This window comes from Microcystis wesenbergii NRERC-220 (assembly GCF_032027425.1).
Classification (GTDB): domain Bacteria; phylum Cyanobacteriota; class Cyanobacteriia; order Cyanobacteriales; family Microcystaceae; genus Microcystis; species Microcystis wesenbergii_A.
Map to the genome: position 1 here is coordinate 505,995 of NZ_JAVSJA010000001.1, position 23,410 is coordinate 529,404.

Sequence of the window (23,410 nt, forward strand, 5' to 3'; positions counted from 1 at the left end):
AGGAACAATTCTGGGAAATTTTTAGTTGTTGGGGATTTCAGTTATCAGATGTGAGTTATCAGTTTACTGTTTACTGTTCACTGCTCACTGAAAAATTATCGTCCCATTTCTCGCTTTAATTTTTTCAATTCTTCTTCCATTTCCCATTCTTTAAATTTTAGATCGAGATTATCGTAGTTCGAGCGCTGATAGTCCGATTCTTGGGGTTGATCCCAAAAAGTGGTTTCCCAGTCACGCGACTGATTTTTAGGGGCTTTTTCGGCTTTAATTTGCACTTCTTGACGACGTTGTTGGATCTGTTGCAGTAACTCTTGGGATTGAGTCAGACGTTTTTTCACCCCTTCCATCCGTCCCCAAAGTTGATTACCCTCACGGAAGAGGGCTGCCTCGCGTTCACTAGCAGCCTTCAGCAAGTCCTGCCGTCCAGCGGCCTTAGCCTTATCAATTCTAGCGTGCCAAGTTTGGATATCTTGGGCAGTGGCCAAAATTTGCTGTTCGAGACGTTGACGCTCATTTTCTAGGGCGCTAATCAGTTTAGCAGTATCGCGCTCCTGTTCGCGCAGTTGTTCCACCAGCGCCTGTAATTCTAATTGGGGATGACTTCTGAGAAATTCTTCCAGTTGGGTTTCAAGAAAGCGACTGACATCATCAAATAGATTGCCCATCTGTGCAATATCCTAATTTTGCCATTAAAGTTTAGGAGCGATTTTAATCCCCCTCTTTTTAGCATAGGCTAGATCAACCCTAGATTTAAATAGGGTCTGCTGAAAAAGTTTTTCGGTGGTGGCAGGGTGTGGGGTGTGGGGTGTGGGGTGTGGGGTTTTACCGGTTTTGAAGTGGCCAATTACCTAATTTTCAGGGAAAAAGTACCTGAATTTTCCCCCTGATCACTCCCATGCCTGGTACTTTTTGATTGACAAAAAGTCTAAAAGGTTTACCCAACAAGGTTTTTAGATTTATTCAGCAAACCCTAAATATATGTGGGAAAAGTAGTACAAAGATGTTATTCGGCTGCGGGTTAGGGACGGGGAAACCAGTATAATAAAACTAGAGTGATATTTCCTGAAACCCTCTTAATTGTTTGACTTAAGTGACAACTTCACCAGCTTGGACAGAACGCATCGGTTATCAACGGGATTGGGTGTGGCGCGGTTGGCAAATTCGTTATAGTTTTATGCCGGCAAAAAACCCCCAAGATGCCGATAATCCCCCTTTAATTTTACTGCACGGATTTGGAGCGGCGATCGAACATTGGCGCCATAATATTCCTATTCTCAGCCAAAATCATCGAGTTTACGCGGTAGATTTATTAGGTTTTGGTGGTTCGCGCAAAGTGCAGGTTCCCTATACCGTTAATCTCTGGGTGGAACAGATACACGATTTCTGGCAAACTTTTATCAATAGACCGGTGGTATTAGTGGGAAATTCGATCGGTTCTTTAGTTAGTATGGCCCTAGGGGGTAAATACCCAGAAATGGTAGCCGGATTAGTTATGCTCAGTTTACCCGATGTCAGCCGTCGGCGGGAAATGATCGCCGATTGGTTATTAAATATCGTCACTCCCATCGAAAACTTTTTCACTTCTCCTTGGCTATTAAAACCGATTTTTTACTATCTGCGTCGTCCGCAAGTCTTGAAAAAATGGACAGGAATCGCCTACGAAGACAAGAAAGCAGTCAGCGAGGAATTAGTACAAATTATCGCCGCCCCAACCCTAGATGAGGGGGCAGCCGAGGCCTTTATTTCCCTAGCACAAGCTGTCAATCATCCCGAATATTGTCCACCAGCAAAGTTAATTTTACCACGCTTACAAATCCCGATTTTATTATGTTGGGGCAAGCAAGATCGCATGGTTCCCGTCCAGTTAGCTCCAGGTTTTGTCTCCCTTAATCCTAGGATTAAATATGTAGAATTTGAACGGGCCGGTCATTGTTTACAGGATGAATGTCCTGACCGTTTTAACCCAATTTTATTAGAGTGGCTAGAATCTGTTCCTGTTCTTTGAGAGAATAGGGAGAGTGATTGTTGGTGATAGTCCTATGCAAACCTTGGAATCGACGCTCAACCCTCCCGCAACTGCCTCCGAATTCGACACCACGATTCACCGACGCAAAACCCGTCCCGTCCAGGTAGGTAGCGTTACCATCGGTGGTGGTTATCCCGTGGTCGTGCAGTCGATGATTAACGAGGATACCCTTGATATAGATGGTTCCGTGGCCGGTATCCGTCGCCTCCATGAAATCGGTTGTGAAATTGTCCGCGTCACCGTGCCGAGTCTAGCCCACGCGGCCGCTTTGGCTAAAATTAGGGAAAAACTGCTGGCCACCTATCAACCTGTGCCTTTAGTAGCCGATGTGCATCACAACGGCATGAAAATCGCCCTAGAAGTGGCCAAACACGTCGATAAAGTGCGGATTAACCCCGGTTTGTACGTTTTCGAGAAACCGAAAGCCGACCGCAGCGAGTATAGTCAAGCAGAATTTGATGAAATTGGCGAAAAAATAGCCGAAACCCTGAAACCTTTAGTGATTTCCCTGCGAGATCAAGACAAAGCGATGCGAATCGGCGTTAACCACGGTTCTCTGGCCGAAAGAATGCTCTTTACCTACGGCGACACCCCCGAAGGAATGGTACAGTCGGCTTTAGAATTTATCCGCATCTGCGAATCCCTCGATTTTCGCAATCTGGTCATTTCCCTGAAAGCTTCCCGCGTGCCGGTGATGGTGGCCGCCTATCGTCTCATGGTTAAGCGCATGGACGAGTTAGGGATGGATTATCCCCTACATTTGGGGGTTACTGAGGCAGGAGATGGGGAATACGGACGAATTAAATCCACTGCCGGGATTGCCACTCTCTTAGCGGACGGTATCGGTGATACAATTCGCGTTTCTCTGACGGAAGCTCCCGAAAAGGAAATTCCCGTCTGTTACAGTATTCTCCAGGCCCTAGGACTGCGGAAAACCATGGTCGAATACGTTGCCTGTCCTTCCTGTGGTCGCACTCTTTTTAATTTAGAAGATGTCCTCCAGCAAGTGCGCGCAGCGACTAAACACCTGACTGGACTCGATATCGCCGTTATGGGTTGTATTGTCAATGGACCTGGAGAAATGGCCGACGCAGACTATGGTTATGTGGGCAAACAGGCCGGTTATATTGCCCTTTATCGCGGTCGCGAGGAAATTAAACGCGTCCCCGAAAGTGAAGGTGTCACCGAGTTGATTAATTTAATTAAAGCCGATGGCCGTTGGGTAGAACCTTAATTAGTTTTACCGGTAGGGGTTGATATCTGTTCAACCCCTGATAATCAGCTATAATAAAAAGCTTGCTAGAAATTGCCGCTCCAGAGAGTTCATGCTACCCACACGCGATTGTGTTCGTCAAACCCCCGCTTACACTCCGGGAGAACAGCCCCAAAGCGCGGGATTTACCAAACTTAACACCAATGAGAATCCCTATCCCCCACCGGCGGAAATTTTTGCCCACCTGCAAGAGCAATTAGAGAAAGTCCGACTCTATCCCGATCCTATCTCCAAAGAGTTACGGCAAACGGCGGCGGAATTATACGGCATAACAGCCGATCGCATTATCGCGGGTAATGGGTCTGATGATATCCTTAATATCGCCCTGCGTACCTTTGTTAACCCCTGCGAAAGCGTTGCTTTTTTGGATTTAACCTATTCCCTTTACGAGACAATTGCCCGGGTACACGGGGCAAATATTATCGAATTTCCCACTAATGATCAATTTGAATTAGCAGGACCGATTATTTGTCCGGAAGCGAAATTAATTTTTCTCGCTTCTCCTAATCCTCCCCTCGGTAAACATCTTGATCGCGACTATTTAGAAGCAACCTGTGCTAATGCGTCGGGAGTGGTATTAATTGATGAAGCTTATGTGGATTTTAGTGATGACAATCATCTTGATTTTCTCTCCCGTTACGATAATGTCATCATTAGTCGCACCATGTCGAAAAGTTATAGTTTAGCGGGGTTAAGAGTCGGTTTCGGTTTTGCTTCCAGGGCAATTATCGAACAGATGGATAAGGTGCGTGATTCCTATAATTTAGATCGCATCGCTCAAACTTTAGCCACAGCAGCTTTAAAACACCATAATTATTTTGAGGAAGTTTGGCAAAAAGTCCGTCAAACCCGCAGCCGTTTAATTACTTCTTTGCGCGAGTTGGGATTTATTGTCTTTGACTCGGAAGCTAATTTTATCCTCGCTTCTCCCCCCCAGATTAGTGCCAGTGAGTTATATACTCAACTCAAAGAGCGTCAGATATTAGTGCGATATTTTAAACATCCTCGCATTCAGAATTATGTACGGATTTCTATCGGCACTGATGAGGAGATTGATCGCCTTTTATCTGCTATTCAAGAGATTATGGGAACAAATTAATCTCTATTTCCGTCAAGATTTTATTAACACTTTAACCCCTAATAACTTCTCAAAAAAAGGCTAGATTGATCGGAACAAAGCAGCGACAAACAAGGGTCTAATGGCCTGTCGTTTCTCCCGATTACTAGCCTTGGCTATCAAGATTATTAGTCCCACAAAAGGATTAAATACTAGCGCACAAATTTTTGAACTTATGCAATTTTATCCCCAAGGAATCACAGTTCAAGAATTGAGCCAACGCTTAAATCGTCCCGTTTCTATGCTCAATCTTTGTCTAAAATCTTTGGTCGCTTCTAAAAAAATCGTGGGCAAAAAAAATCATAATCAGTGGGTTTATACTAGACCTCTTGTAAAAATCAAAAATTGTTGTTAGGGTTAGGCTTCGGCCGTGAGATCAGCGTTCGACTGATCTCACGCCGAAGTCCGAACGGAGTCAGGAGTCAGTAGTCAGTAGTCAGGAGAATTAAGAATGAATCATAATCAATTAAATGGTCTCTTTACAGATTTTATGCCATTTAATCCTTATTTTTGCCGTTTTTGAACCATGAAAAATTAATTATGCAAGAGGCCTACTGTTGATAAAAAAGCTTAGTTTGTCCAGATAAGCATACTTAGGGTCTGCTGAATAAATCTAAAAACCTTGTTGGATAAGACTTTTGGACTTTTTTCCCTCAAAAAGTGCCAGCCATTGCGGGGATCGGGGGGAAAATTCCGGGACTTTTTCCCTGAAAATTAGGTAGTTGACCACCTGAAAATCGATAAAACCCCACACCCCACACCCCACACCCCACACCCTGCCACCACCGAAAAGCTTTTTGCCGCAAACCCTACTTAAGATATAGAAAAAGTGTTTATTATTAACCCTATTGCTGAATAACTATTTTAGGCTGTAGGTAGTATTCATCTTCTCGGACAACTATCTCACCAATGCCGAGAAATTGAGCCTCTAAAGACTCCACAGCAACCAGAGAACCGATCATAACATTTGTATCGGTTAGATTAATTTTTCTGCCGTGAAACCAATCGATAACTCTCTCTGGTGTCAAAGAAATCCAGTCTAGATGCGCCAAGGCAATGCGAGGCGAAATTAAACCCTCAGAATTAGCCATTAAAGCTTCCAGATTAATACTATCAGCTAATTGAAAACCACAGCTTTCCGTGCGAGTTAAACTGGCTAAAGTGCCACCCACAGCTAACACCTTGCCCAAATCTCTGGCCAGGGAACGAATATAAGTCCCCGATCCACAGTGAATATCTAGCTCTATTTGCGGAAATTCGCCCTCTAACCAGCCTAAAACCGTAATTTGGTCAATTTTGACCTGACGAGGCTCCACTGCGATTATTTCCCCTTTGCGAGCCAATTCGTAGAGACGGCGACCATCCTGGTGAATAGCACTATACATTGGCGGAATCTGGGCAATATTGCCAATAAATTCCGCTAAATGGGGCTTAACTGCCTCTAAAGTTAAATCGGCACAGGGACAAGTAGCGATCGCTTTTCCCGTAATATCATCGGTATCGGTGCTGAGTCCTAACTGGATTTTTGCCCGATAAGCCTTATTTTCGGGTAAATAGGGCAGTAATCGGGTGGCGGACCCGACGGCGATCGGTAAAACTCCCGTAGCCATAGGATCTAAAGTTCCCCCATGACCGACTCGTTTAGTCTTAAGAATTTTTCGGACTTTGGCCACACAATCGTGAGAAGTCCAATCGGGGGGTTTATTGAGATTTAAAAAGCCAAACATTTTAAGTAGTCGTGCAAAATTAATTTCCTAGTCGAGACGGTCGTCAGGAGACTCCGAGACAGGAGACGGGGAGAATAGATAAAAGCAATCTCCTCAATTCTGAATACTGACGGCTGATAGCTAAAAATCTGACGTATTATATAATTGCATAACTTCGCTTAAAGGTAAACGGGAACGAACACCGAGGGAAAGGTCAGAAAAATGACCAAGATCATAATGATCAACAGCAGCGCGAGCAATCATAGCGGCGTTATCGGTACAAAGTTTAAGCGGCGGAAAATAGACGGTTAAATGATGATTTTTGGCGGCAGTTTCCAGATGATTTCTTAAGGCACTATTGGCCGCCACTCCTCCCCCGATCGCAATAGTGTTTAAGCCATAATCTAAGGCACAATTGATTGTCCGACGGGTTAAACTTCTGGCTACTGTATCTTGAAAACTGGCGGCTATATCAGCTACAGGTAAATTATCTGGCTCGAATTTCTCTACTAAGCGCAAAACAGCAGTTTTTAAACCGCTAAAACTGGAATCGTAGGCATGAAAACCGCCGGTTGGTAAAGATATTTTACCTTCAGGTAAGGGAAAAGCTTGGGGATTACCATCTTTAGCCATGCGATCAATTATCGGACCACCCGGATAACTTAAGTTTAATAATCGTGCCACTTTATCAAAAGCTTCTCCGGCTGCATCATCTCTAGTGGTTCCTAATTGTTGATATTTACCGCAGGCCTGCACATGGATTAAACTGGTATGACCCCCAGAGACTAAAAGAGATAAAAAAGGGGGTTTAAGATCGGGTTCAGCGAGATAGGAAGCATAGATATGACCTTCGAGATGATGAATGCCGATAAAGGGTTTATCGTGGACAATAGCCAGGGTTTTGGCCGCCGTCATTCCCACCATTAAAGCACCTACTAAACCGGGGGCAACTGTGGCGGCTATTCCATCAATTTCTGACCAATTTAACCCCGTTTCTTGCCAAGCTTTTTCTAGACAAAAATTAATGGTTTCTAGGTGTTGTCGCGAGGCTATTTCTGGCACGACACCGCCATAGAGACGATGGAGATCAATTTGAGAAGAAACCACACTACTCAACACCAGGTTATTGTTAACAATAGCCACAGCCGTTTCATCGCAACTGGTTTCGATCGCTAAGATAATTGTCATGAATTAATCAGTAATAGGACAAAATTAACTTTTTGGTTAGGATAGGCAATAGGCAATAGGCAATAGGCAATAGGCAGTAGGCAATAGGTAAAAGGCAATCGGTAGTTAGATATGTGTAATTAATTTTGCTTAGGTACTTAATTAAAGTTATCGTTCAGCAATTTCCATAGCCACCACCGCCGGGGGTTTCAATAATAAAAATATCACCAGGGTTCATTTCTACAGTCGCAGTACCGGGCAATTCTTCGATAGTTCCATCGTTTCTTTCCACGGCATTACGTCCTATTTTACCAGCTTTTCCTCCCGCCAGTCCAAAGGGGGTAATCAGGCGATTCCCCGACAGAATATTGGCGGTCATAGCCTCTTGAAATTTAATTCTTCTAATCACACCATCACCTCCAGAATATTGTCCCTTACCGCCACTATCGTGGCGAATGCTAAAACTTTCTACTAACACAGGATAGCGCATTTCTAATACTTCTGGATCGGTGAGACGGGAATTAGTCATCTGGGTTTGCACGGCAGCGGTTCCCGCAAAATTTGCCCCCGCACCAGAACCGCCACAAATAGTCTCATAATATTGATATTCTTGATTGCCAAAAGTGAAATTATTCATCGTCCCTTGGCTGGCTGCTTGAATGCCTAAAGCACCGTATAAAGCATTAACTATTGCCTGGGAAGTTTCTACATTTCCTGCTACTACGGCCGCCGGATAAACGGGATTAAGAAAACAGCCAGATGGGATAATTAAATGGAGGGGTTTGAAACAGCCAGCATTTAAAGGGATTGCCTCCTCCACAAGGGTACGAAAAACGTATAAAACCGCCGCTCTTGTCACTGCTAGGGGTGCATTAAAATTATTATTTAACTGGTCAGATGTGCCAGTAAAATCGATGGTTGCTTGACAATTATCAATATCTATGCTAATTCTGACCTTGATGACAGCACCGTTATCCAGATAATAGGTAAATTCACCATCTTTTAAGACAGATATAGCTTTTCTAACCGCTAATTCCGCATTATCTTGAACGAACTGTTGATAGGCTTTAACCATAGCTAATCCGTAGCGATTAACCATATTATGTAATTCTCTTTCCCCCTTGGCATTAGCGGCTATTTGTGCTTGAAAATCGGCAATATTTTGGGCGATATTGCGCGCAGGAAAAGGACTATTACTTAAGTGATTAATTAATTCTTGTTCCCGAAACTGTCCCGCCGCTACCAGCAAAAAGTTATCGAATAAAATTCCTTCTTCGCTAATATGGACAGAATGGGGAGGCATAGAACCGGGGGTAATTCCACCGATATCAGCTTGATGTCCCCGGGAGGCAAGATAAAATAATATTTCCTGATTTTGGTGGTCAAAAATAGGACTAATTACTGTGACATCTGGCAGGTGAGTACCGCCATTATAAGGATTATTGGCTAGATAAACGTTCCCCGGAAGAATCGTCTCGCCTTTATCCTGAATTAAGCTTTTGACACTATCGGACATAGAGCCTAAATGGACGGGAATATGAGGAGCATTAGCGATTAAATTTCCCATCTCATCAAAGATAGCACAGGAGAAGTCTAGGCGCTCTTTAATATTGACACTTGCCGCCGTATTTTGCAGAGTAATCCCCATTTCTTCGGCAATAAATTGATAGAGATTTTTAAAGATTTCTAGATAAATAGGATCGGCAACGGTAGTTATTTCTGTGCGGTGAGAATTGAGAGGGGACATAGGAAAGTCAGTTATCAGTGATCAGTGATTAGTTATTAGTATATCCCCTGCAAAAGCAGGTTATCGAGCCGCTATCTGGCTAAAATATCGAAAATATTAGATAAATTTGACATAATTTTAGGTTTTATGGATTTTATAGTTGTATATTGTCTTTTTTCTCTTCCTGTCTCGGAGTTTCCTGTCTCTTCACCTAACGGAAAATTTTTGATTTTTGCGGGAAAGCTACTGATACGGGCTGACTGATATATAATCGCAGTCAGTACCAGAGGGTGAATTATGGATAAAACCAGCTTGATCGATAAAGTGAAACAAATGGCTAATAAACGCGATTATTTACTGCAATTGCGCGATCAACCCGACATTGGGGGTTTGAGATTGGATGTCAATCAAGCTCTTGAGGAGTTGGATGAGTTACTCGATGAGTTTCAAGCAACTTTTCCTGAAGAAAAACTTAGTTAACTATCCGACTCGACTGAATTGAGGTTTGTCCGATTGTGCTAATTTTCCCAAGTCATCGATCGCTTTGATCAGATCTTGGGAAGATATATCTTTAGTATCGGCTCGATTTTTTTCTAAAAACCCTTGACAAATGGCGAGACGGGTGCATCTCACATTTGCCGAAATACCGACAATCAGCAATTATCAGTGAATCTTAAATCATTACAGATATATCAGCAGCTGCCTGTAAGCATCCCACCGAAAAACTAATGCGCTCCGGGGTTTGGGGGCGGCACTTCGACACATTTCGACATATTTCGACACATTTCGACACATTTCGACACATTTCGACAGGCTCAATGTCAAGGCTCAATGTCAAGGCTCAATGTCAAGGCTCAATGTCAAGGCTCAATGTCAAGGCTCAATGTCAAGGCTCAGTGGCCGCGCCACGGCCCCAACGGGGGGTTTGGGGGGTAGAACCCCCCAAAAGCTGGGATTGAGTGATAAAATCGGGCATTACTTCCGATTTTAGCCGAGAGTTTCCCCGTAAAAATCCCAACTTGCTAGATTTACAAAAATGAGATGCACCCGACTCATTGGCACTCAACAACAAGCAACACTTTTCCAGATAGAGGCTCCATTGGGTGTAGGCTTTGATCTCCAGTTTTTGAGCTTGTTTCTCACTCACACTCAATCGTCCAATAATGCTATCGATACTCCGTTTGCGGCCACTCGTTGTGCCACTACTTGTGGCCATAAAAAAATCCCGCTCTCTGGACTGACATGCTCAAGCAGATGCTTTCGCACTACCTCCTCAATCCCTGCTAATGTTTTCACCTGTTCCGGGTCAGTTTCTTCATACAATAAGGCGGCGATAGCTTGAGCGTGAGCTTGAATTTGGGCTTTTTTGTCAGTATCCATAAGTCTCTTACTATGTAGGTGATCTACTCATAGTGTAGCTCCATCTCAGAAAACCAGATTTAAGTATTTATGCTCATGGCAAAAGTGGGATGCACTCCTTTTATGTCCCTTGTTGCTACTACTCGGAAATTAGGAATCAGCTTTTTTGAGTATGTTCGTGACCGCATTTCCCAACTTGGTAATATTCCCTCTTTGGCAACTATTATTCGTGAGCAGTCTTCTCTCAATCACTTTGCTTGTTCATGAATACCAGAATAACTCCTGACCCCGATATATTGAGGGGATACGGTTTAAGGTTAACATTGAGAGTATCAATAGTCTGCTCAGACATCTCTGCCGACAACCGGGTAGTTTCAAAAATGAAGCATAAAGTATTTTTTTATGTCCGGTGCCTGACCCTCTTTCACTCTTTTCTTTCCTTCACCTTGGCAGTAGTGGTTATCGGTTTGGTTGTCAACGCGATCTCTAATCCTATTTAGGGTTTGCTGAAAAAGTTTTTCCTGGGGGCAGGCTTCGGCCGTGAGCTCAGCGTTCGACAAAAGCTCACGCCGAGGTCCGAACGGGTGTGGGGTGTGGGGTGTAGGCTTCGGCCGTGAGCTCAGCGTTCGACAAAAGCTCACGCCGAGGTCCGAACGGGTGTAGGGTGTAGGGTTTTACCCATTTTCAGGGGGTCAATTACCTAATTTTCAGGGAAAAAGTCCCTAAATTTCCCCCCCGATCACTGCAAGGGCTGGCAGTTTTTGATTTCAAAAAAGCCTAAAAATATTATCCAACAAGGTTTTTAGATTTATTCAGCAACCCCCATTTACAGTCATGAAGAAAATTCACCCCGAGTTGAGTAAACTAAGGTTCTTCTATGGTATCCAGTCAGCGATCGCCATAGCCCTACCCTTGCTCATCGGCCTCTTGATGGGTAATCTCAAGCCCTTCATTTTACCCGCTCTGGCCGCATTTTTGATTAATTTATTCCTGGGTAGCCTGTCTGTGAGTTACCGAGATAAATTATTAGGAGTGGCGATCGCTACCTTAGGCTGTGCCGGGGTCATGAGTCTGGGAACAGTAAGTGGCCAGATGCCTTGGTTGCTGGTTATCTTCACTTTTCCCTTGTTGCTGCTCTTCAACTTTATCGTTGTGCTGGGAAGTACAGCTACGGCCATCGGACAGGTAGTGGCGGCGTTGTCAGATGTAAAGATGAATCAAGCAAAAGTGTAGGGAACTGGAACATCCTTAAACTTAAGGTAATGAATTAGAAGCGGTAGGGAATTTTCTAACATTTTGACACATTTTGAATAGCAGAGAGTCTGATGATGAAGACGCGCTAAGTAATGACGTAATCTTGTATTTTCTACCTCTACCCTTGTCCTATAAGTTTTGCTAACAATCTGATCCCCGTCAGGGATAAATATTAGACCTCTTGCAAAAGTCTTTCGTGATATAATAAAGGGTTATTTATTTTTGCCAATACTCTCACGAGACAGCGATCGCCACAATGAGATAGTGTTGCCAGCGTAATAAAAGAGTTTTTTGGTGATACTGTTTAAAATCTGTCCTTAATAGATAAAAAACAGAATAAGAGTAGGAAATTTGCCGAAACGAATAGGTTATGTCGAAAGAAATTTAAGCGTTTAACGGGAATGAGTCGCCGAAATTTCTATCTGATTGTTAACATCATTAAAGAATACGAAAAAAAGAAGAATAAGCTGGGTCGTCCTTGTAGATTAATCCCAGAAGATCAGGTTTTAATAGCTATTCAATACTGGCGGGAATATCGGACTTATTTTCACATTGGGTGCGAGTGGGGAGTCTCAGAGTCGATGGTTTGTCGAACTGTGCATAAAGTCGAAAACTTATTGATAAAATCGGGAAAATTATCCCTACCTGGACAAAAAGAATTAAGAAAATTATCCGACCCAGACACCGTTCTAGTCATCGATGTGATGGAAAGTCCTATTGAAAGACCAAAGAAAGGGCAAAAAGGGTTTTAAGTACCTAAGCAAAATTAATTACACATATCTAAACACCTCTTGCCTCTTGCAAGAGTGCCTCTTGCCTATCTTCACTAGGAAATTAATTTTGCACGACTACTTATAGTGGAAAACAAAAGGAACATACTTTGAAGACGCAGGTGATTATTGATTTAAAAACGAAGAAGATAATGTGTTTAAGGCATGGAAAAGGAAGAATGCACGATTTTAAATTATTCCAAAAAAGTCAAGTAAAATTACCTAAAACAATAAAATTATTAGCAGATAAAGGCTACCAAGGAATTGTAAAAATTCATGAACTAAGTGAGATTCCTATTAGGAAACCAAGAGGAAAGAATTACTCGGAGGAGCAGAGGAAATATAATCGGGAATTAGGGAGAATAAGAGTAGCTGTAGAAAATGTTAATCGCTGTTTAAAAATCTTCAAAATTCTCTCTTACCCCTATCGAAATCGCCGATATAAATTTGGATTAAGAAGTCATTTAATCGCTGGAATTTACAATAACGATTTAGGTTCAAAAGCCTAAGCAAAAAACTAACTATATTCTTTTAATTTAGCTGAGAATAACAAGCTAGATATCTTTGTCGTGCGAATAATGTATTGAGAGTTGATTAACCGTATCTGTGGAAAAATAATGGTGGAAAGATCATAAATTTAGAAGTTCAAAGACGAAATAGATAAACCCTCCATTATACCATAAAAAATTTTTGCAAGAGGTCTAATTAGTATTTTTTAGTATTTATGTACTTAAGCACTGGTCAATGATAAGTAAAAGTTATCTATATCTAAATTGACTAATTAAAGAAAAAATCGCTCAAAAAAAACATAAAAATGTTATAATAAAATCAATAAACTTCAGCAATAAATTTGAAAATTGATTAACGAAAACTGCCAATTTTTACTAACAGAATCAGAAACATTACCAACAACAATTGATTGTTTAATTCAACATATTCCTCTCGAAACTCAGGGGGGATTTACTGCCTCAGACTTGTATCAAATATTAGTCAGGGCGGCCAGCAATTGCGACAGCATTTAAAACACAGCTAAAATGCTTAAAAATTCTAGCTGTGGTCGAAATATTCGCCATCATTTAGACAAAATAAATGATTTTGATACTTTAGAATCCCAAGTTAATCTAGCCTTACAAAGTCAGGTATTGCCAAGAATCAAAAAAAGAAAGCTTAAGTTGGCAATTGACCTAAATTTAATTCCTTATTATGGTGAACCATCTGATAGCGAAAAACCTTATATTTACCGAAGTCAGGCTAAACAGGGAACTTGCTCATTTTATGCTTATGCGACCTTATATCTTATTAAAAAAGGAAAAAGATTAACTTTAGCTATTAGAGGAATTCGGAATACGGACACAACTGTCGCCATTATTACCTATTTATTAGCATTAGGCTCTCTTCTAAAGATAGATTTTAAAACTCTTTATTTAGACCGAGGCTTTTTTAGTATTGCTGTTATTCGTTGGCTACAAGCTTTGAAAATACCTTTCATTATGCCAGCAATTATTCGAGGTAAAACAGGGGGAATTAAGCAATTGATTCAAGGAAATAAAAGTGGCTCTTCGTTACTCTTTATGCTAAATCAACAGACAAGATGCCAAGACAACATACTTCTAACCCAAAAATTTCGAAAGTTTCTAAAGCCATAGCCTCTTCGTTTTATTAGTTTAAGTTTATTGTTGATTCCCTCGACTAATCCATTCGTTGTCCTTCGCTCGAAATAACTAATGATTTCTCCAAACCAGTTTCGGATTGTTTGACAACTCTTGGTAAAAACACTGGAGGATTTTGCCAACCATTCCGAGATGGATAGCATTCCCTCTGTCGGATTCTTTGAGGTTTCGTAAATCCTTCTGAATTCTTCCTTTAATTCGTGCATCTCTTTCAAATTTAGCCAAGTTTTTTTGATAGCTTCTAGTTTGATTTTTTGGGGTTCCGTTAAATCTTCTTCATTTTTTAACAGGCTATATTTACTTCGCTTTAAAACTTCTAGCTTCGCTTCTTTTTCCGCTTTCTGTTTTTTATTTTTCCGCGCTTCTACGGCTCTTTTTTCCGCTCTTCTCTGTTCGTCTAACTCTTGATTAATTTGTTTCATTACATGGAATCTATCAGCGACTACCTCGGCCGACGGCATCAATTCTTTTACCAGATTTTTATAGGACAACCAAAGATCTATGCTTACTTCTTCAATTGGCTCTAACACCTCTTTTCCCCAGCCCGTAAGGGTTTTCTTAAACTCTTCTTGTGTTCGCTTCTCCAGAATAGCTATTAGTTTTCCCGTATCTAAATTTACTAAAACTGCACAGTAATTTTTTTGTCCCTTCACTAGAGCGATTTCATCAATTCCTAGTCTTTTTAATTCCGATAAATCTGGCTCGGTAATTTCTTCAGCGATGTCCTCTAGCATTCTTTGAATCTCTTCTTCCGTTACGTCATTTCTTCGGCTAACATTTAAAATATCTCCTGATTTTAATTGTTCAAGTATATTCTCGGCTAGTCTTTTCGTATAGGTTCGTTTACTGGCGACAAAATCTAACTCTTCGCTAAAGGGCTTCTGACAATTATCGCACTTAAATTGACGACGATTAACTTGTAGGTACACTGGTTGGCCTGAGAGCGGTAAATCTTTGACTAAATGTCGATGATTTTGGTGTAGTTTATCGCTCTCTAACCCACAACGAGGACAGATTGCTTTTTTCTTTTTCGATTCGATTCGTCAAACTATACCGACATTTTCTAGGTGTCGATAGCCTTGAATAGAGGTTCCTTCTAGGTTCAAAAATTTGTCAAGTATCATAAGTAAAATACTCTGGTTTTTGGCTATTATATTAAATCTTAACTCAATTGTCTATCTTTTGGTATTAACCTGTTTGTGTCTAAAATTTCTCCCTGTATAGATTTCAGCTATTTTTGAGCGTAAGCACTATCATCGAATTTTATTTTAAGTTAATTATTTGCATAACAATTACCGAAGAGCCATAAAAGTTATCAAACTACTTATACTATGGGGCAAGACCAAAATAATTGTGTAACTTTTGATTTATGGATAGTTTGTAAGTACAAAAAAGGCAAAAGAAACCAGCATGGAATTGAATATTTTGCTTATGTAGTTTATTTGCCATCTATTAAACTAGATTATATTCATACTGCTTATCGTCAACGTTTTGGCATTGAGACTAGCTATAGAATTAAAAATATTTGTCGCCTTAAAACTCCCAATAAAAAGCCAGTTATTCGCTTATTATTTATCGGAATTTCCTTTCTTCTTGTTAATATTTGGGTTAATTTATTATGGCGAAAAGTTTGTTTTCCGAGACGTGGGGGACGCTTAATTTATCGAGAGTTATTTACTTTTCAACAAATGCTCTCGTTTTTAAGGCAAGCCGTTGATAAAATCTATCAAGTTGTTGATACCATCTATTTGCCTTCTGGCTAATAAGTACCTAAGCAAAATTAATTACACATATCTAAACACCTCTTGCCTCTTGCAAGAGTGCCTCTTGCCTATCTTCACTAGGAAATTAATTTTGCACGACTACTTAGCAATAGTCTTTTTTCTTAAACATAAGTTTTCTTAATTAATTTCTCTAAGTATTTTGTATCAGATGTTACTAAATACTCTGGTTATTCAAACTTTTCCATCTACTGAAAGTAGCCAAAATTCACGCTCAAATCACCGATAGCAGAAAAGGGTAGCAACGCAAAGCGGGACAAAATCCAGCAGTTGAGATAGCAAAGAAACCTTGACGAGAGGTCAGCGCTGGGTAGTTCACGCATTGTGTTATAATTATGGCCAAGCCCTCAAGGGATTTGAAAAGGAGTAACACCATGAGCCTATCTTCAGAAGCCTATCGCCAGGCCCTCGTGCGGGATGGAGAACGGCGCTATCGCGAATGGCACCAAAATTATCACAACTACTGCCGTCAATCAACGGCGGAATACCAAGCTCGTTGGGACCAACAACGTCCAACAAAGCCTTGGATTTCCTCGGAAGCCTACCGCCAATTTTTAGTCAAAGATGGGGAGCGGCGTTTTGCGGAATGGCATGGCGAGTTTTTAGACTATCAACGACAATTTCTGGTCCGTCAATCCACCTAAACGGATGTCAACGAATCCGCATTACAGCAATCTCTGAAAATAGTGGCTAGAGTCCAGGAAAAAATAGCTAATAACTCGATGTGCAACTATATTTTTAGTCTTGATTTACAAGGCTTTCAGAAATTAGCAGAGATAAAGTATCCTCTGGAACCCTGATTCTGTCGTTTTTAGTTGCACATCGCGTTAATAGCTATTTTCAATAGTCGTGACTAACATCTGAGAGTGCAATTCCTTTCTCCGAGAGGGATTGCGCTTTGAGGTGATCAACTAAGTCTGTCATTACGTAACCGTTCAGGGGGGGACGAAATCTGCTAATCTAAGGGGCATGGATGAAAAGCACCTACGGTTGATACCAGGAATTGGCGCAGAGGATTGGGAGAGAACGACCGCCAGCGTCAGACAGCTAGTAGCGCAGTTAGGTTTGAAGATAGAACAGCTAGTGGGACTTAAACGCTCAACAAAGGTTTAATCGAGTATAATCGTTACAGAGTAAGCACTTTACGTTGAGAAATCGGCGATGAAAGAGACAACCCCTAGCGATGCCTCCCTGCTTTGACCGATGGTGTGGACGTTTTGACAATTGCTTCAAGAGCGAAGCGCAAAAAAACGGCTTCAGACAATATTTAGGAGGATTATTAGGGGAAAGTGAGAGGAAAAACCTCCCTCAAATGGCCAATAATGCCGTCGGAGTAGTTTATAACCGATTACATCACTTTTTGACCGAATCGCCTTGGTCAGACCGTCAGGTAAATGAATGTCGCTTGCAAGTGATGAACCAATGCCGCCAGACGCAAATCCCCCGAGGATTTTCCCTGATTGTCGATGACTTAGGACATCGAAAAAGCGGCAATCTGACCGCCGGAGTTGGGAGGCAGTACCTGGGAGAAATTGGCTCCCACAGACAACGGAATAGTCGCCGTAACTACTCATCTCTATGACGGCAAAAAAAGTGTACCGCTAGACATTGAAATTTATCAACACGCTAGTTCTTTAGAACTCTTGCAAATTAATTATATAGCGGGTTTCAGTTGAATGAGGTACAGCATGGATGACTAGGTAGGCTCTTTAAAAGGGGTATCGCAATAGCAACAATGGGTAAACCAGTGATGGATGTCTCGCAATGTAATCTGACTAAAGGCTTGAACGAGCGCTTTTTCTAGATCAGCATAGGTACGAGGTGACATAGAACGAATCAGTATTTTCACTTTCGACCAACAGTTTTCAATGGGAGAAAAATCGGGAGAATAGGGAGGTAAAAACTCCAGTCTAGCACCGACTTCTTGAAGAATTGGTTCGAGGGTTTCTTTTTGATGAATCGAAGCATTATCCATTAATACACAAGCTCCTTTCCACAAGTTTGGAACTAATAATGTAGCAATAAATGCTTCAAATATTAAACCATTTGCGGCTCCAAATACATTGATAAAAGCCAGCAAGCCTTTGAGCGCTATCGCTCCAATTATCGTGACGTTTTTTCCTCGGTTTAACGGAACTGAATCATACACTCTCTGACCTTTTTCAGCCCTGCCATAAAGTCTTGTCATCCCTAGATTAGAGCCAGACTCGTCAACGAAAACCAAATCTTCCGCTCTAACATCTCGGATTTTCTCCCAATATTCTTCTCTTAATTTTTGCACTCTTTCCGTGTCTCTTTCCCTAGGGTGTAAGCTTTTTTTTTTGAGTTAAATTTAGCCGTTTTAAAATTCTACTGATTGTTGAGTTACTCACCACCGTCTGTGTTTTTTCCTCAATTTGTTTTCTTAACTCGTCTAAGGTGGCATCTTTCTTTTCTTGGACTAAATCGCCCAGCAAGATAATTTCGTCGCTCTTAAGCTTGAGTTTTTGTCCTCCACCATGCGGTCGGGGATTTAGATTTCCTGTTTCACGCCACTGCTTGATTAGTTTCTGGATAAAGCTTAAAGCTACTCTAAATCTTTTGGCTAACTCACGTTGTGAGAGGTTATTCTCCTCGTAGGTCTCGATGATCTTTTGTCGCAAGTCTAAAGAATAGGGCTTCATCGGGTCGTGGCTCCTGCCTAGGTCTATAATTTATTGTCCTCTTCTATTGTACCTCATGCAAGTGCATACCGCTATATGTTATAATGAGCGGTTAACTAATTTTCCCAAAAAAATTAGTTAACCAGTACATTCGTCTTGAATAAAAACTTGAAGTTTAACTTTTAACTCAAAACTCGTTAGATATGCTTTAATTTGGTTATCAAAACCTCTTTATTTAAGCGGCACAAACTATCTCAATGGGAGCAAGTCAGTTTTGTCAGAACATAAATACTATTCAATAGCTAAAGACTGTTATTTAGGTAAGCACAGCGGTGTTTAAGCACTTGAGGGATATTTTCTTCATTCCACTGGGCTCCAGAAATTTTCAGTCGTCGGTCAATCTGTTTAACCGTGGATTCAACGGCTCCCGAAGCAATAGAGCAAATCTCTTCTTGTTGATAGTAATTATAATTAACAATTCGATGACGATGAATCTCTAAATAACGACAGAAATTTTCAGCTCGTTCGTTTTTTAAAGGAGAGATTAATGCTATTGTTTCCTCAATTTTGCCCTGCCATAATAAACTTTCTGCTTTTTTCAATCTCTTCACTGAACCGCCGACTTTATGAAGATTTTCTACCAAATGAAACCAGTCAAGTATTTCTCTTTTTTCTCCTGGACAATCCCAGTTTTTCACAATTTTCCCAATACCGGGATGTCCGTCTCCCAAACAGGTAAGGGGGTCAGATAAAGGTTGTTGATTAACCCAATATATTAACGATTCATTCTCTCCAAACCAAGCTTTTCTTAGGAAAGTATCAACACAGATTGCTTTATAATCTTTCCAGATACAAGCCTCTCCCTTAGTTTCGGTTCTTAAGCGCACTTTTCCTCCATCTAGACTAATTTCTTGAACGGGGTTTCCTGATTCTTCTTCGGCAAATTGGTGGCGATGGACTAATCGTTGTTGAGTCCTAGCCGAGACCTTCATCCCTGTATAAAATTGAAGATCTCTGGCGGCATTTTCATAAGAAACATTGGCACTAGCTCTTAAACAACAGCGTTCTAAGTAAGGACTAATTTGGTTATTACGAGGAATATTTAAACGGATTGCTTGTTTTTCTGTCAGGCATAATTCTCCGATGATGCTTTTTATTTTTCTCGGTCTCCCGGCTTGAGTTCCTGTCGTTTTTGTGACAAAAAAAAATCCTAGTTTCGGAGTTATATATTTTAAGGTCTGTTCTCTTATTGTCGTCTCTATTCCCTCTAAAGTTTGGATTTTTTCAGCCTCAGCTTCCTGATGAAGAATCTTGGCTATCGCTTGAATATGTTGGTTAAGTTCTTGTTGTTGCTCTGGAGTCATTTTTGTCTTTTCCCCACTCTTTTCTCTATCCCATACCCAATTGATGCTTTTGTCAAGTAGTTTATTTGTTCTTCAGCTTTGACTTGCTCCCTATCTCAATTTTTATAATTGAGAATAAATTATCCTTGACTTGATTAATCTTTAGGCAACTTTTAAGAAGCTGCTATACCTATCCCTAACTCACAGTTATAAATAGCCGCCAATAAGTTAACTCTTAAACTATATCTTCGACGACGATTCCGATATTTACAGGATAAGATTTTAAAGATTTTGAGTTTCCTATTTATATGTTCAATGATAATCCTTTCTTTGGCTAAAGCCTTGTTATACTCTTTTTCTAACTCTGTTAATTTTCTATTTTTCGATTTCTTTTTCGGTGTATAACTATTACTATGGTATGCAGCTATTCCCTGATAACCACTGTCTTCTATGCTGGTAGTTAAAGGATGAAAACGAACTCGACTTTTTTTAAATAAACTAAAATCATGACCTCTACCTTTCCCACAAAAGACACAGATAATTTCCTAGGTATTTTTATCAGCTACTAATTGGGATTTTAAAGTATGATAACCTCTTTTACCCCCCAAAAAATCTTTCTGTTTCTTTTTGGGGCGTTCAATGGGAGTTTCCGTTACATCCATTACCGTTACGACCGGTATCTCTGCTTGATTTAGTAGAGCTTTTTTTCCTTTTAAACGGAAGTTTCCCGATTGTAAAAGCATTTTTTCCGTCTTATTTACAATCCGACATATAGTTGATTCTGATAGTTCCCAGCTTGTACCAATGTGAAAATATGTTCTATATTCTCGCCAATATTCTAATGTTACTAAAACTTGTTCTTCTATAGATAGTTTAGGTTTCGGTCCCCTTTTAGATGGTGAATTAGAGTCGGCTTTAACACTTTTTACTGATTCTACCATCTTTCTATATGTTTGTTTATACACACCGAAACGGCGTTTGAATTGTTCATCTGATAAGTTTTGATAATCCATAATTTTGCTAATAAACATAGCAAAATTATAGATGATTTCCTGACCTAAGATCACATTTTATTCTTTTTTCCACTTCAATCTAAGAATTGAGAAAAAAGCAAAACCTTATATCATACCATAAAAAAAATATGCAAGAGGTCTTTTAAAGGAGGGGAAAGAAGACAAAGAATTTAAGAAGAAACCAGAGATAGCGATAGATTTAATTGACCGGAGCTTAACCAGAGGCTATCGACCGAAAATCGGGTTAATAGATGCCGGTTATGGCAATAACACGAGTTTTCTAAAAGCCCTAGAAGAAAGAAAGCTAAAATACTTAGGAGGAGTAGCCAAAAATCGAAAAGTAATTATTGAAAAAGAAGGGGGTGGAGAAGAAAAAATCCAGCTTGAGCAACTAGCAAAAAGCTTATCAGAAGGGGATTTTGAGAAAATAACTATTCAGCTAGAGCGAGAAAAAACGGTTTGGGTAGCGGTATTCAGAGCGAAAATATCTCAACTAGAAGGAGAAAGGAACTTGGCTATCGTCATGAATGCAAGTTCAATTGAAAAAGCGACAGAGGTGGACTATTTCATCACCAATGTAGTTGAGGCAGATACAGTAACAGCGTCGTGGATAGTGAGGACTTACACCGAAAGAAATTGGGTGGAAGTATTCTACCGAGAATCGAAGGGATGGTTAGGGTTAAGAGAATATCAAGTCAGGGATAAACGAAGCTTACTTCGTCATTTTATCTTGGGGTTTTGTGCCTATACATTTATCTTGTGGCATAAGTTAACTGGGGGATTGCAAAGGCGGTGGGCGAATCGACCTTTAAACACTTTTGTGGAAGCCTTGGAAACTTTTCGGACAGCGATGTCTTTCCGTTTCTTTGAATGGCTGACCGAGAATCGGGATGTGTTTGCCGCTTACAAAGCCAGTTTAGGTCTTGTTTGGGCTTAAAATTTGTTTAAGTCCCACTAATTTGCTATAACCAGTCTAGGAGAGCCAAAATTACTATTTCTATTTTCAGTAGATGGAAAAGTTTTTGTCCAATAGCGATCGCTAAATGATAGGGGCTAAAAAATTAGTATTTTTAGTATTCGTGTACTTAAGCACTGGTCAATGATAAGTAAAAGTTATCTATATCTAAATTGACTAATTAAAGAAAAAATCGCTCAAAAAAAACATAAAAATGTTATAATAAAATCAATAAACTTCAGCAATAAATTTGAAAATTGATTAACGAAAACTGCCAATTTTTACTAACAGAATCAGAAACATTACCAACAACAATTGATTGTTTAATTCAACATATTCCTCTCGAAACTCAGGGGGGATTTACTGCCTCAGACTTGTATCAAATATTAGTCAGGGCGGCCAGCAATTGCGACAGCATTTAAAACACAGCTAAAATGCTTAAAAATTCTAGCTGTGGTCGAAATATTCGCCATCATTTAGACAAAATAAATGATTTTGATACTTTAGAATCCCAAGTTAATCTAGCCTTACAAAGTCAGGTATTGCCAAGAATCAAAAAAAGAAAGCTTAAGTTGGCAATTGACCTAAATTTAATTCCTTATTATGGTGAACCATCTGATAGCGAAAAACCTTATATTTACCGAAGTCAGGCTAAACAGGGAACTTGCTCATTTTATGCTTATGCGACCTTATATCTTATTAAAAAAGGAAAAAGATTAACTTTAGCTATTAGAGGAATTCGGAATACGGACACAACTGTCGCCATTATTACCTATTTATTAGCATTAGGCTCTCTTCTAAAGATAGATTTTAAAACTCTTTATTTAGACCGAGGCTTTTTTAGTATTGCTGTTATTCGTTGGCTACAAGCTTTGAAAATACCTTTCATTATGCCAGCAATTATTCGAGGTAAAACAGGGGGAATTAAGCAATTGATTCAAGGAAATAAAAGTTATCAAACTACTTATACTATGGGGCAAGACCAAAATAATTGTGTAACTTTTGATTTATGGATAGTTTGTAAGTACAAAAAAGGCAAAAGAAACCAGCATGGAATTGAATATTTTGCTTATAGCGGTGTGCAGTCGTATGAGGTACAGTGTCACGAGCTATAAACCATGCTAGGCAAAGCTTAGTCTGTATCTCACTCAATCGCTTACCGCTATATGTAGTTTATTTGCCATCTATTAAACTAGATTATATTCATACTGCTTATCGTCAACGTTTTGGCATTGAGACTAGCTATAGAATTAAAAATATTTGTCGCCTTAAAACTCCCAATAAAAAGCCAGTTATTCGCTTATTATTTATCGGAATTTCCTTTCTTCTTGTTAATATTTGGGTTAATTTATTATGGCGAAAAGTTTGTTTTCCGAGACGTGGGGGACGCTTAATTTATCGAGAGTTATTTACTTTTCAACAAATGCTCTCGTTTTTAAGGCAAGCCGTTGATAAAATCTATCAAGTTGTTGATACCATCTATTTGCCTTCTGGCTAATAAGTACCTAAGCAAAATTAATTACACATATCTAAACACCTCTTGCCTCTTGCAAGAGTGCCTCTTGCCTATCTTCACTAGGAAATTAATTTTGCACGACTACTTAGCAA

The 23,410-nt window shown here is 40.2% G+C and carries 23 protein-coding genes and 7 pseudogenes; 16 read left to right on the forward strand and 14 right to left on the reverse strand.

Annotated features, from left to right (window positions below; all coding sequences use genetic code 11):
- Window positions 1–95 precede the first annotated feature (95 nt).
- On the reverse strand, window positions 96–665 hold the full coding sequence (locus tag RAM70_RS02560) for a TIGR04376 family protein (RefSeq protein ID WP_045362977.1): 570 nt from the start codon (window positions 663–665) through the stop codon (window positions 96–98).
- A gap of 425 nt (window positions 666–1,090) precedes the next feature.
- On the opposite strand from RAM70_RS02560, the gene RAM70_RS02565 reads away from it, so the two are divergent.
- From RAM70_RS02565 to RAM70_RS02580, 4 genes are all read left to right on the forward strand, one after another.
- Entirely contained in the window at window positions 1,091–2,005 is a 915-nt protein-coding gene (locus tag RAM70_RS02565; RefSeq protein ID WP_045362981.1) for an alpha/beta fold hydrolase, read from the forward strand.
- A gap of 34 nt (window positions 2,006–2,039) precedes the next feature.
- The gene (gene ispG, locus RAM70_RS02570) at window positions 2,040–3,260 is read left to right on the forward strand and encodes a (E)-4-hydroxy-3-methylbut-2-enyl-diphosphate synthase (protein ID WP_045362985.1); all 1,221 of its coding nucleotides are present in this window, start codon (window positions 2,040–2,042) and stop codon (window positions 3,258–3,260) included.
- Between the two features lie 91 nt (window positions 3,261–3,351).
- Window positions 3,352–4,398, forward strand: a complete 1,047-nt coding sequence (gene hisC / locus RAM70_RS02575) for a histidinol-phosphate transaminase (protein WP_045362987.1) — start codon at window positions 3,352–3,354, stop codon at window positions 4,396–4,398.
- Window positions 4,399–4,498: 100 nt separating this feature from the next.
- A complete protein-coding gene (locus tag RAM70_RS02580) occupies window positions 4,499–4,771 on the forward strand; it encodes a hypothetical protein (RefSeq protein ID WP_045362989.1) in 273 nt (90 codons plus the stop codon).
- A 258-nt stretch (window positions 4,772–5,029) separates the two neighbouring features.
- Here RAM70_RS02580 and RAM70_RS22845 read toward each other — a convergent pair whose 3' ends face one another.
- The 4 genes from RAM70_RS22845 to RAM70_RS02595 all read right to left on the reverse strand — a co-directional run bounded on the left by RAM70_RS22845 (window position 5,030) and on the right by RAM70_RS02595 (window position 9,036).
- On the reverse strand, window positions 5,030–5,236 hold the full coding sequence (locus RAM70_RS22845) for a hypothetical protein (protein ID WP_376750907.1): 207 nt from the start codon (window positions 5,234–5,236) through the stop codon (window positions 5,030–5,032).
- A gap of 25 nt (window positions 5,237–5,261) precedes the next feature.
- Window positions 5,262–6,143: a tRNA pseudouridine(55) synthase TruB gene (gene truB, locus RAM70_RS02585; RefSeq protein ID WP_045359415.1), complete on the reverse strand. Its 882-nt coding sequence runs from the start codon at window positions 6,141–6,143 to the stop codon at window positions 5,262–5,264.
- 120 nt (window positions 6,144–6,263) lie between these two features.
- Window positions 6,264–7,310 carry a tRNA (adenosine(37)-N6)-threonylcarbamoyltransferase complex transferase subunit TsaD gene (gene tsaD / locus RAM70_RS02590; protein ID WP_045359418.1) on the reverse strand — a complete coding sequence of 349 codons (1,047 nt, stop codon included), beginning with the start codon at window positions 7,308–7,310 and terminating at the stop codon, window positions 6,264–6,266.
- Between the two features lie 154 nt (window positions 7,311–7,464).
- Window positions 7,465–9,036 (reverse strand): hydantoinase B/oxoprolinase family protein, encoded by a 1,572-nt coding sequence (locus RAM70_RS02595; RefSeq protein ID WP_312672167.1) that lies wholly within the window; start codon window positions 9,034–9,036, stop codon window positions 7,465–7,467.
- Window positions 9,037–9,312: 276 nt separating this feature from the next.
- On the opposite strand from RAM70_RS02595, the gene RAM70_RS02600 reads away from it, so the two are divergent.
- Window positions 9,313–9,495 (forward strand): hypothetical protein, encoded by a 183-nt coding sequence (locus tag RAM70_RS02600; protein ID WP_190381875.1) that lies wholly within the window; start codon window positions 9,313–9,315, stop codon window positions 9,493–9,495.
- Here the strand turns inward: RAM70_RS02600 and RAM70_RS02605 are convergent.
- The 3 genes and pseudogenes from RAM70_RS02605 to RAM70_RS02610 all read right to left on the reverse strand — a co-directional run.
- Window positions 9,496–9,588, reverse strand: a pseudogene (locus RAM70_RS02605) (response regulator); the annotation flags it as partial.
- A 313-nt stretch (window positions 9,589–9,901) separates the two neighbouring features.
- Window positions 9,902–10,162, reverse strand: coding sequence for a hypothetical protein (locus RAM70_RS22850; RefSeq protein ID WP_376750874.1), 261 nt, complete (start codon window positions 10,160–10,162; stop codon window positions 9,902–9,904).
- A 2-nt stretch (window positions 10,163–10,164) separates the two neighbouring features.
- Entirely contained in the window at window positions 10,165–10,395 is a 231-nt protein-coding gene (locus tag RAM70_RS02610; RefSeq protein WP_376750875.1) for a hypothetical protein, read from the reverse strand.
- A 69-nt stretch (window positions 10,396–10,464) separates the two neighbouring features.
- On the opposite strand from RAM70_RS02610, the gene RAM70_RS02615 reads away from it, so the two are divergent.
- On the forward strand, window positions 10,465–10,641 hold the full coding sequence (locus RAM70_RS02615) for a hypothetical protein (protein WP_312672170.1): 177 nt from the start codon (window positions 10,465–10,467) through the stop codon (window positions 10,639–10,641).
- Window positions 10,642–11,229: 588 nt separating this feature from the next.
- Window positions 11,230–11,607 (forward strand): hypothetical protein, encoded by a 378-nt coding sequence (locus RAM70_RS02620; RefSeq protein WP_312672172.1) that lies wholly within the window; start codon window positions 11,230–11,232, stop codon window positions 11,605–11,607.
- Here the strand turns inward: RAM70_RS02620 and RAM70_RS02625 are convergent.
- Window positions 11,592–11,798 (reverse strand): annotated as a pseudogene (locus tag RAM70_RS02625) (IS1 family transposase); the annotation flags it as partial. The gene RAM70_RS02620 and the pseudogene RAM70_RS02625 sit on opposite strands and share 16 nt — an antisense overlap.
- Before the next feature lie 231 nt (window positions 11,799–12,029).
- On the opposite strand from RAM70_RS02625, the gene RAM70_RS02630 reads away from it, so the two are divergent.
- From RAM70_RS02630 to RAM70_RS02640, 3 genes and pseudogenes are all read left to right on the forward strand, one after another.
- On the forward strand, window positions 12,030–12,380 hold the full coding sequence (locus RAM70_RS02630) for a helix-turn-helix domain-containing protein (RefSeq protein ID WP_376750876.1): 351 nt from the start codon (window positions 12,030–12,032) through the stop codon (window positions 12,378–12,380).
- Between the two features lie 101 nt (window positions 12,381–12,481).
- Window positions 12,482–12,907 (forward strand): annotated as a pseudogene (locus RAM70_RS02635) (transposase family protein); the annotation flags it as partial.
- Window positions 12,908–13,432: 525 nt separating this feature from the next.
- Window positions 13,433–14,044: a hypothetical protein gene (locus RAM70_RS02640; RefSeq protein WP_312672174.1), complete on the forward strand. Its 612-nt coding sequence runs from the start codon at window positions 13,433–13,435 to the stop codon at window positions 14,042–14,044.
- Here RAM70_RS02640 and RAM70_RS02645 read toward each other — a convergent pair.
- Window positions 13,978–15,192: pseudogene (locus tag RAM70_RS02645) on the reverse strand (ISL3 family transposase). The gene RAM70_RS02640 and the pseudogene RAM70_RS02645 sit on opposite strands and share 67 nt — an antisense overlap.
- Window positions 15,193–15,399: 207 nt before the next feature.
- On the opposite strand from RAM70_RS02645, the gene RAM70_RS02650 reads away from it, so the two are divergent.
- From RAM70_RS02650 to RAM70_RS02660, 3 genes and pseudogenes are all read left to right on the forward strand, one after another.
- The gene (locus RAM70_RS02650) at window positions 15,400–15,831 is read left to right on the forward strand and encodes a hypothetical protein (RefSeq protein ID WP_312672176.1); all 432 of its coding nucleotides are present in this window, start codon (window positions 15,400–15,402) and stop codon (window positions 15,829–15,831) included.
- A gap of 392 nt (window positions 15,832–16,223) precedes the next feature.
- A complete protein-coding gene (locus tag RAM70_RS02655; RefSeq protein ID WP_312672178.1) occupies window positions 16,224–16,493 on the forward strand; it encodes a hypothetical protein in 270 nt (89 codons plus the stop codon).
- Window positions 16,494–17,010: 517 nt separating this feature from the next.
- A pseudogene (locus RAM70_RS02660) lies at window positions 17,011–17,486 on the forward strand (IS701 family transposase); the annotation flags it as partial.
- Between the two features lie 59 nt (window positions 17,487–17,545).
- Here RAM70_RS02660 and RAM70_RS02665 read toward each other — a convergent pair.
- The 4 genes and pseudogenes from RAM70_RS02665 to RAM70_RS02680 form a co-directional block, all read right to left on the reverse strand.
- On the reverse strand, window positions 17,546–18,130 hold the full coding sequence (locus RAM70_RS02665; protein WP_312672180.1) for an IS630 family transposase: 585 nt from the start codon (window positions 18,128–18,130) through the stop codon (window positions 17,546–17,548).
- 19 nt (window positions 18,131–18,149) lie between these two features.
- Entirely contained in the window at window positions 18,150–18,512 is a 363-nt protein-coding gene (locus RAM70_RS02670; RefSeq protein WP_312672182.1) for a helix-turn-helix domain-containing protein, read from the reverse strand.
- A 281-nt stretch (window positions 18,513–18,793) separates the two neighbouring features.
- A complete protein-coding gene (locus RAM70_RS02675) occupies window positions 18,794–19,855 on the reverse strand; it encodes an ISKra4-like element ISMae42 family transposase (RefSeq protein WP_080754230.1) in 1,062 nt (353 codons plus the stop codon).
- A gap of 152 nt (window positions 19,856–20,007) precedes the next feature.
- Window positions 20,008–20,865, reverse strand: a pseudogene (locus RAM70_RS02680) (IS5 family transposase).
- 124 nt (window positions 20,866–20,989) lie between these two features.
- On the opposite strand from RAM70_RS02680, the pseudogene RAM70_RS02685 reads away from it, so the two are divergent.
- The 3 genes and pseudogenes from RAM70_RS02685 to RAM70_RS02695 form a co-directional block, all read left to right on the forward strand.
- Window positions 20,990–21,784: pseudogene (locus tag RAM70_RS02685) on the forward strand (IS701 family transposase); the annotation flags it as partial.
- A gap of 452 nt (window positions 21,785–22,236) precedes the next feature.
- Window positions 22,237–22,917, forward strand: coding sequence for a hypothetical protein (locus tag RAM70_RS02690; RefSeq protein ID WP_312672183.1), 681 nt, complete (start codon window positions 22,237–22,239; stop codon window positions 22,915–22,917).
- Window positions 22,918–22,979: 62 nt separating this feature from the next.
- Complete coding sequence (locus tag RAM70_RS02695) at window positions 22,980–23,300, forward strand: hypothetical protein (protein ID WP_312672184.1); 321 nt, start codon at window positions 22,980–22,982, stop codon at window positions 23,298–23,300.
- Window positions 23,301–23,410: the final 110 nt, after the last annotated feature.

Excerpts from the sequence above, each read along its gene's own strand:
- RAM70_RS02560 (WP_045362977.1), bottom strand. The coding sequence starts at position 665 with ATGGGCAATCTATTTGATGATGTCAGTCGCTTTCTTGAAACCCAACTG.
- RAM70_RS02650 (WP_312672176.1), top strand. The coding sequence starts at position 15,400 with ATGGGGCAAGACCAAAATAATTGTGTAACTTTTGATTTATGGATAGTT.
- RAM70_RS02595 (WP_312672167.1), bottom strand. The coding sequence starts at position 9,036 with ATGTCCCCTCTCAATTCTCACCGCACAGAAATAACTACCGTTGCCGAT.
- RAM70_RS02600 (WP_190381875.1), top strand. The coding sequence starts at position 9,313 with ATGGATAAAACCAGCTTGATCGATAAAGTGAAACAAATGGCTAATAAA.
- RAM70_RS02615 (WP_312672170.1), top strand. The coding sequence starts at position 10,465 with ATGCTCATGGCAAAAGTGGGATGCACTCCTTTTATGTCCCTTGTTGCT.
- RAM70_RS02690 (WP_312672183.1), top strand. The coding sequence starts at position 22,237 with ATGCTTAAAAATTCTAGCTGTGGTCGAAATATTCGCCATCATTTAGAC.
- ispG (WP_045362985.1), top strand. The coding sequence starts at position 2,040 with ATGCAAACCTTGGAATCGACGCTCAACCCTCCCGCAACTGCCTCCGAA.
- RAM70_RS02675 (WP_080754230.1), bottom strand. The coding sequence starts at position 19,855 with ATGACTCCAGAGCAACAACAAGAACTTAACCAACATATTCAAGCGATA.
- tsaD (WP_045359418.1), bottom strand. The coding sequence starts at position 7,310 with ATGACAATTATCTTAGCGATCGAAACCAGTTGCGATGAAACGGCTGTG.
- RAM70_RS02640 (WP_312672174.1), top strand. The coding sequence starts at position 13,433 with ATGCTTAAAAATTCTAGCTGTGGTCGAAATATTCGCCATCATTTAGAC.
- RAM70_RS02610 (WP_376750875.1), bottom strand. The coding sequence starts at position 10,395 with ATGGATACTGACAAAAAAGCCCAAATTCAAGCTCACGCTCAAGCTATC.
- RAM70_RS02670 (WP_312672182.1), bottom strand. The coding sequence starts at position 18,512 with ATGAAGCCCTATTCTTTAGACTTGCGACAAAAGATCATCGAGACCTAC.
- RAM70_RS02580 (WP_045362989.1), top strand. The coding sequence starts at position 4,499 with ATGGCCTGTCGTTTCTCCCGATTACTAGCCTTGGCTATCAAGATTATT.
- RAM70_RS02655 (WP_312672178.1), top strand. The coding sequence starts at position 16,224 with ATGAGCCTATCTTCAGAAGCCTATCGCCAGGCCCTCGTGCGGGATGGA.
- truB (WP_045359415.1), bottom strand. The coding sequence starts at position 6,143 with ATGTTTGGCTTTTTAAATCTCAATAAACCCCCCGATTGGACTTCTCAC.
- RAM70_RS02630 (WP_376750876.1), top strand. The coding sequence starts at position 12,030 with ATGAGTCGCCGAAATTTCTATCTGATTGTTAACATCATTAAAGAATAC.
- hisC (WP_045362987.1), top strand. The coding sequence starts at position 3,352 with ATGCTACCCACACGCGATTGTGTTCGTCAAACCCCCGCTTACACTCCG.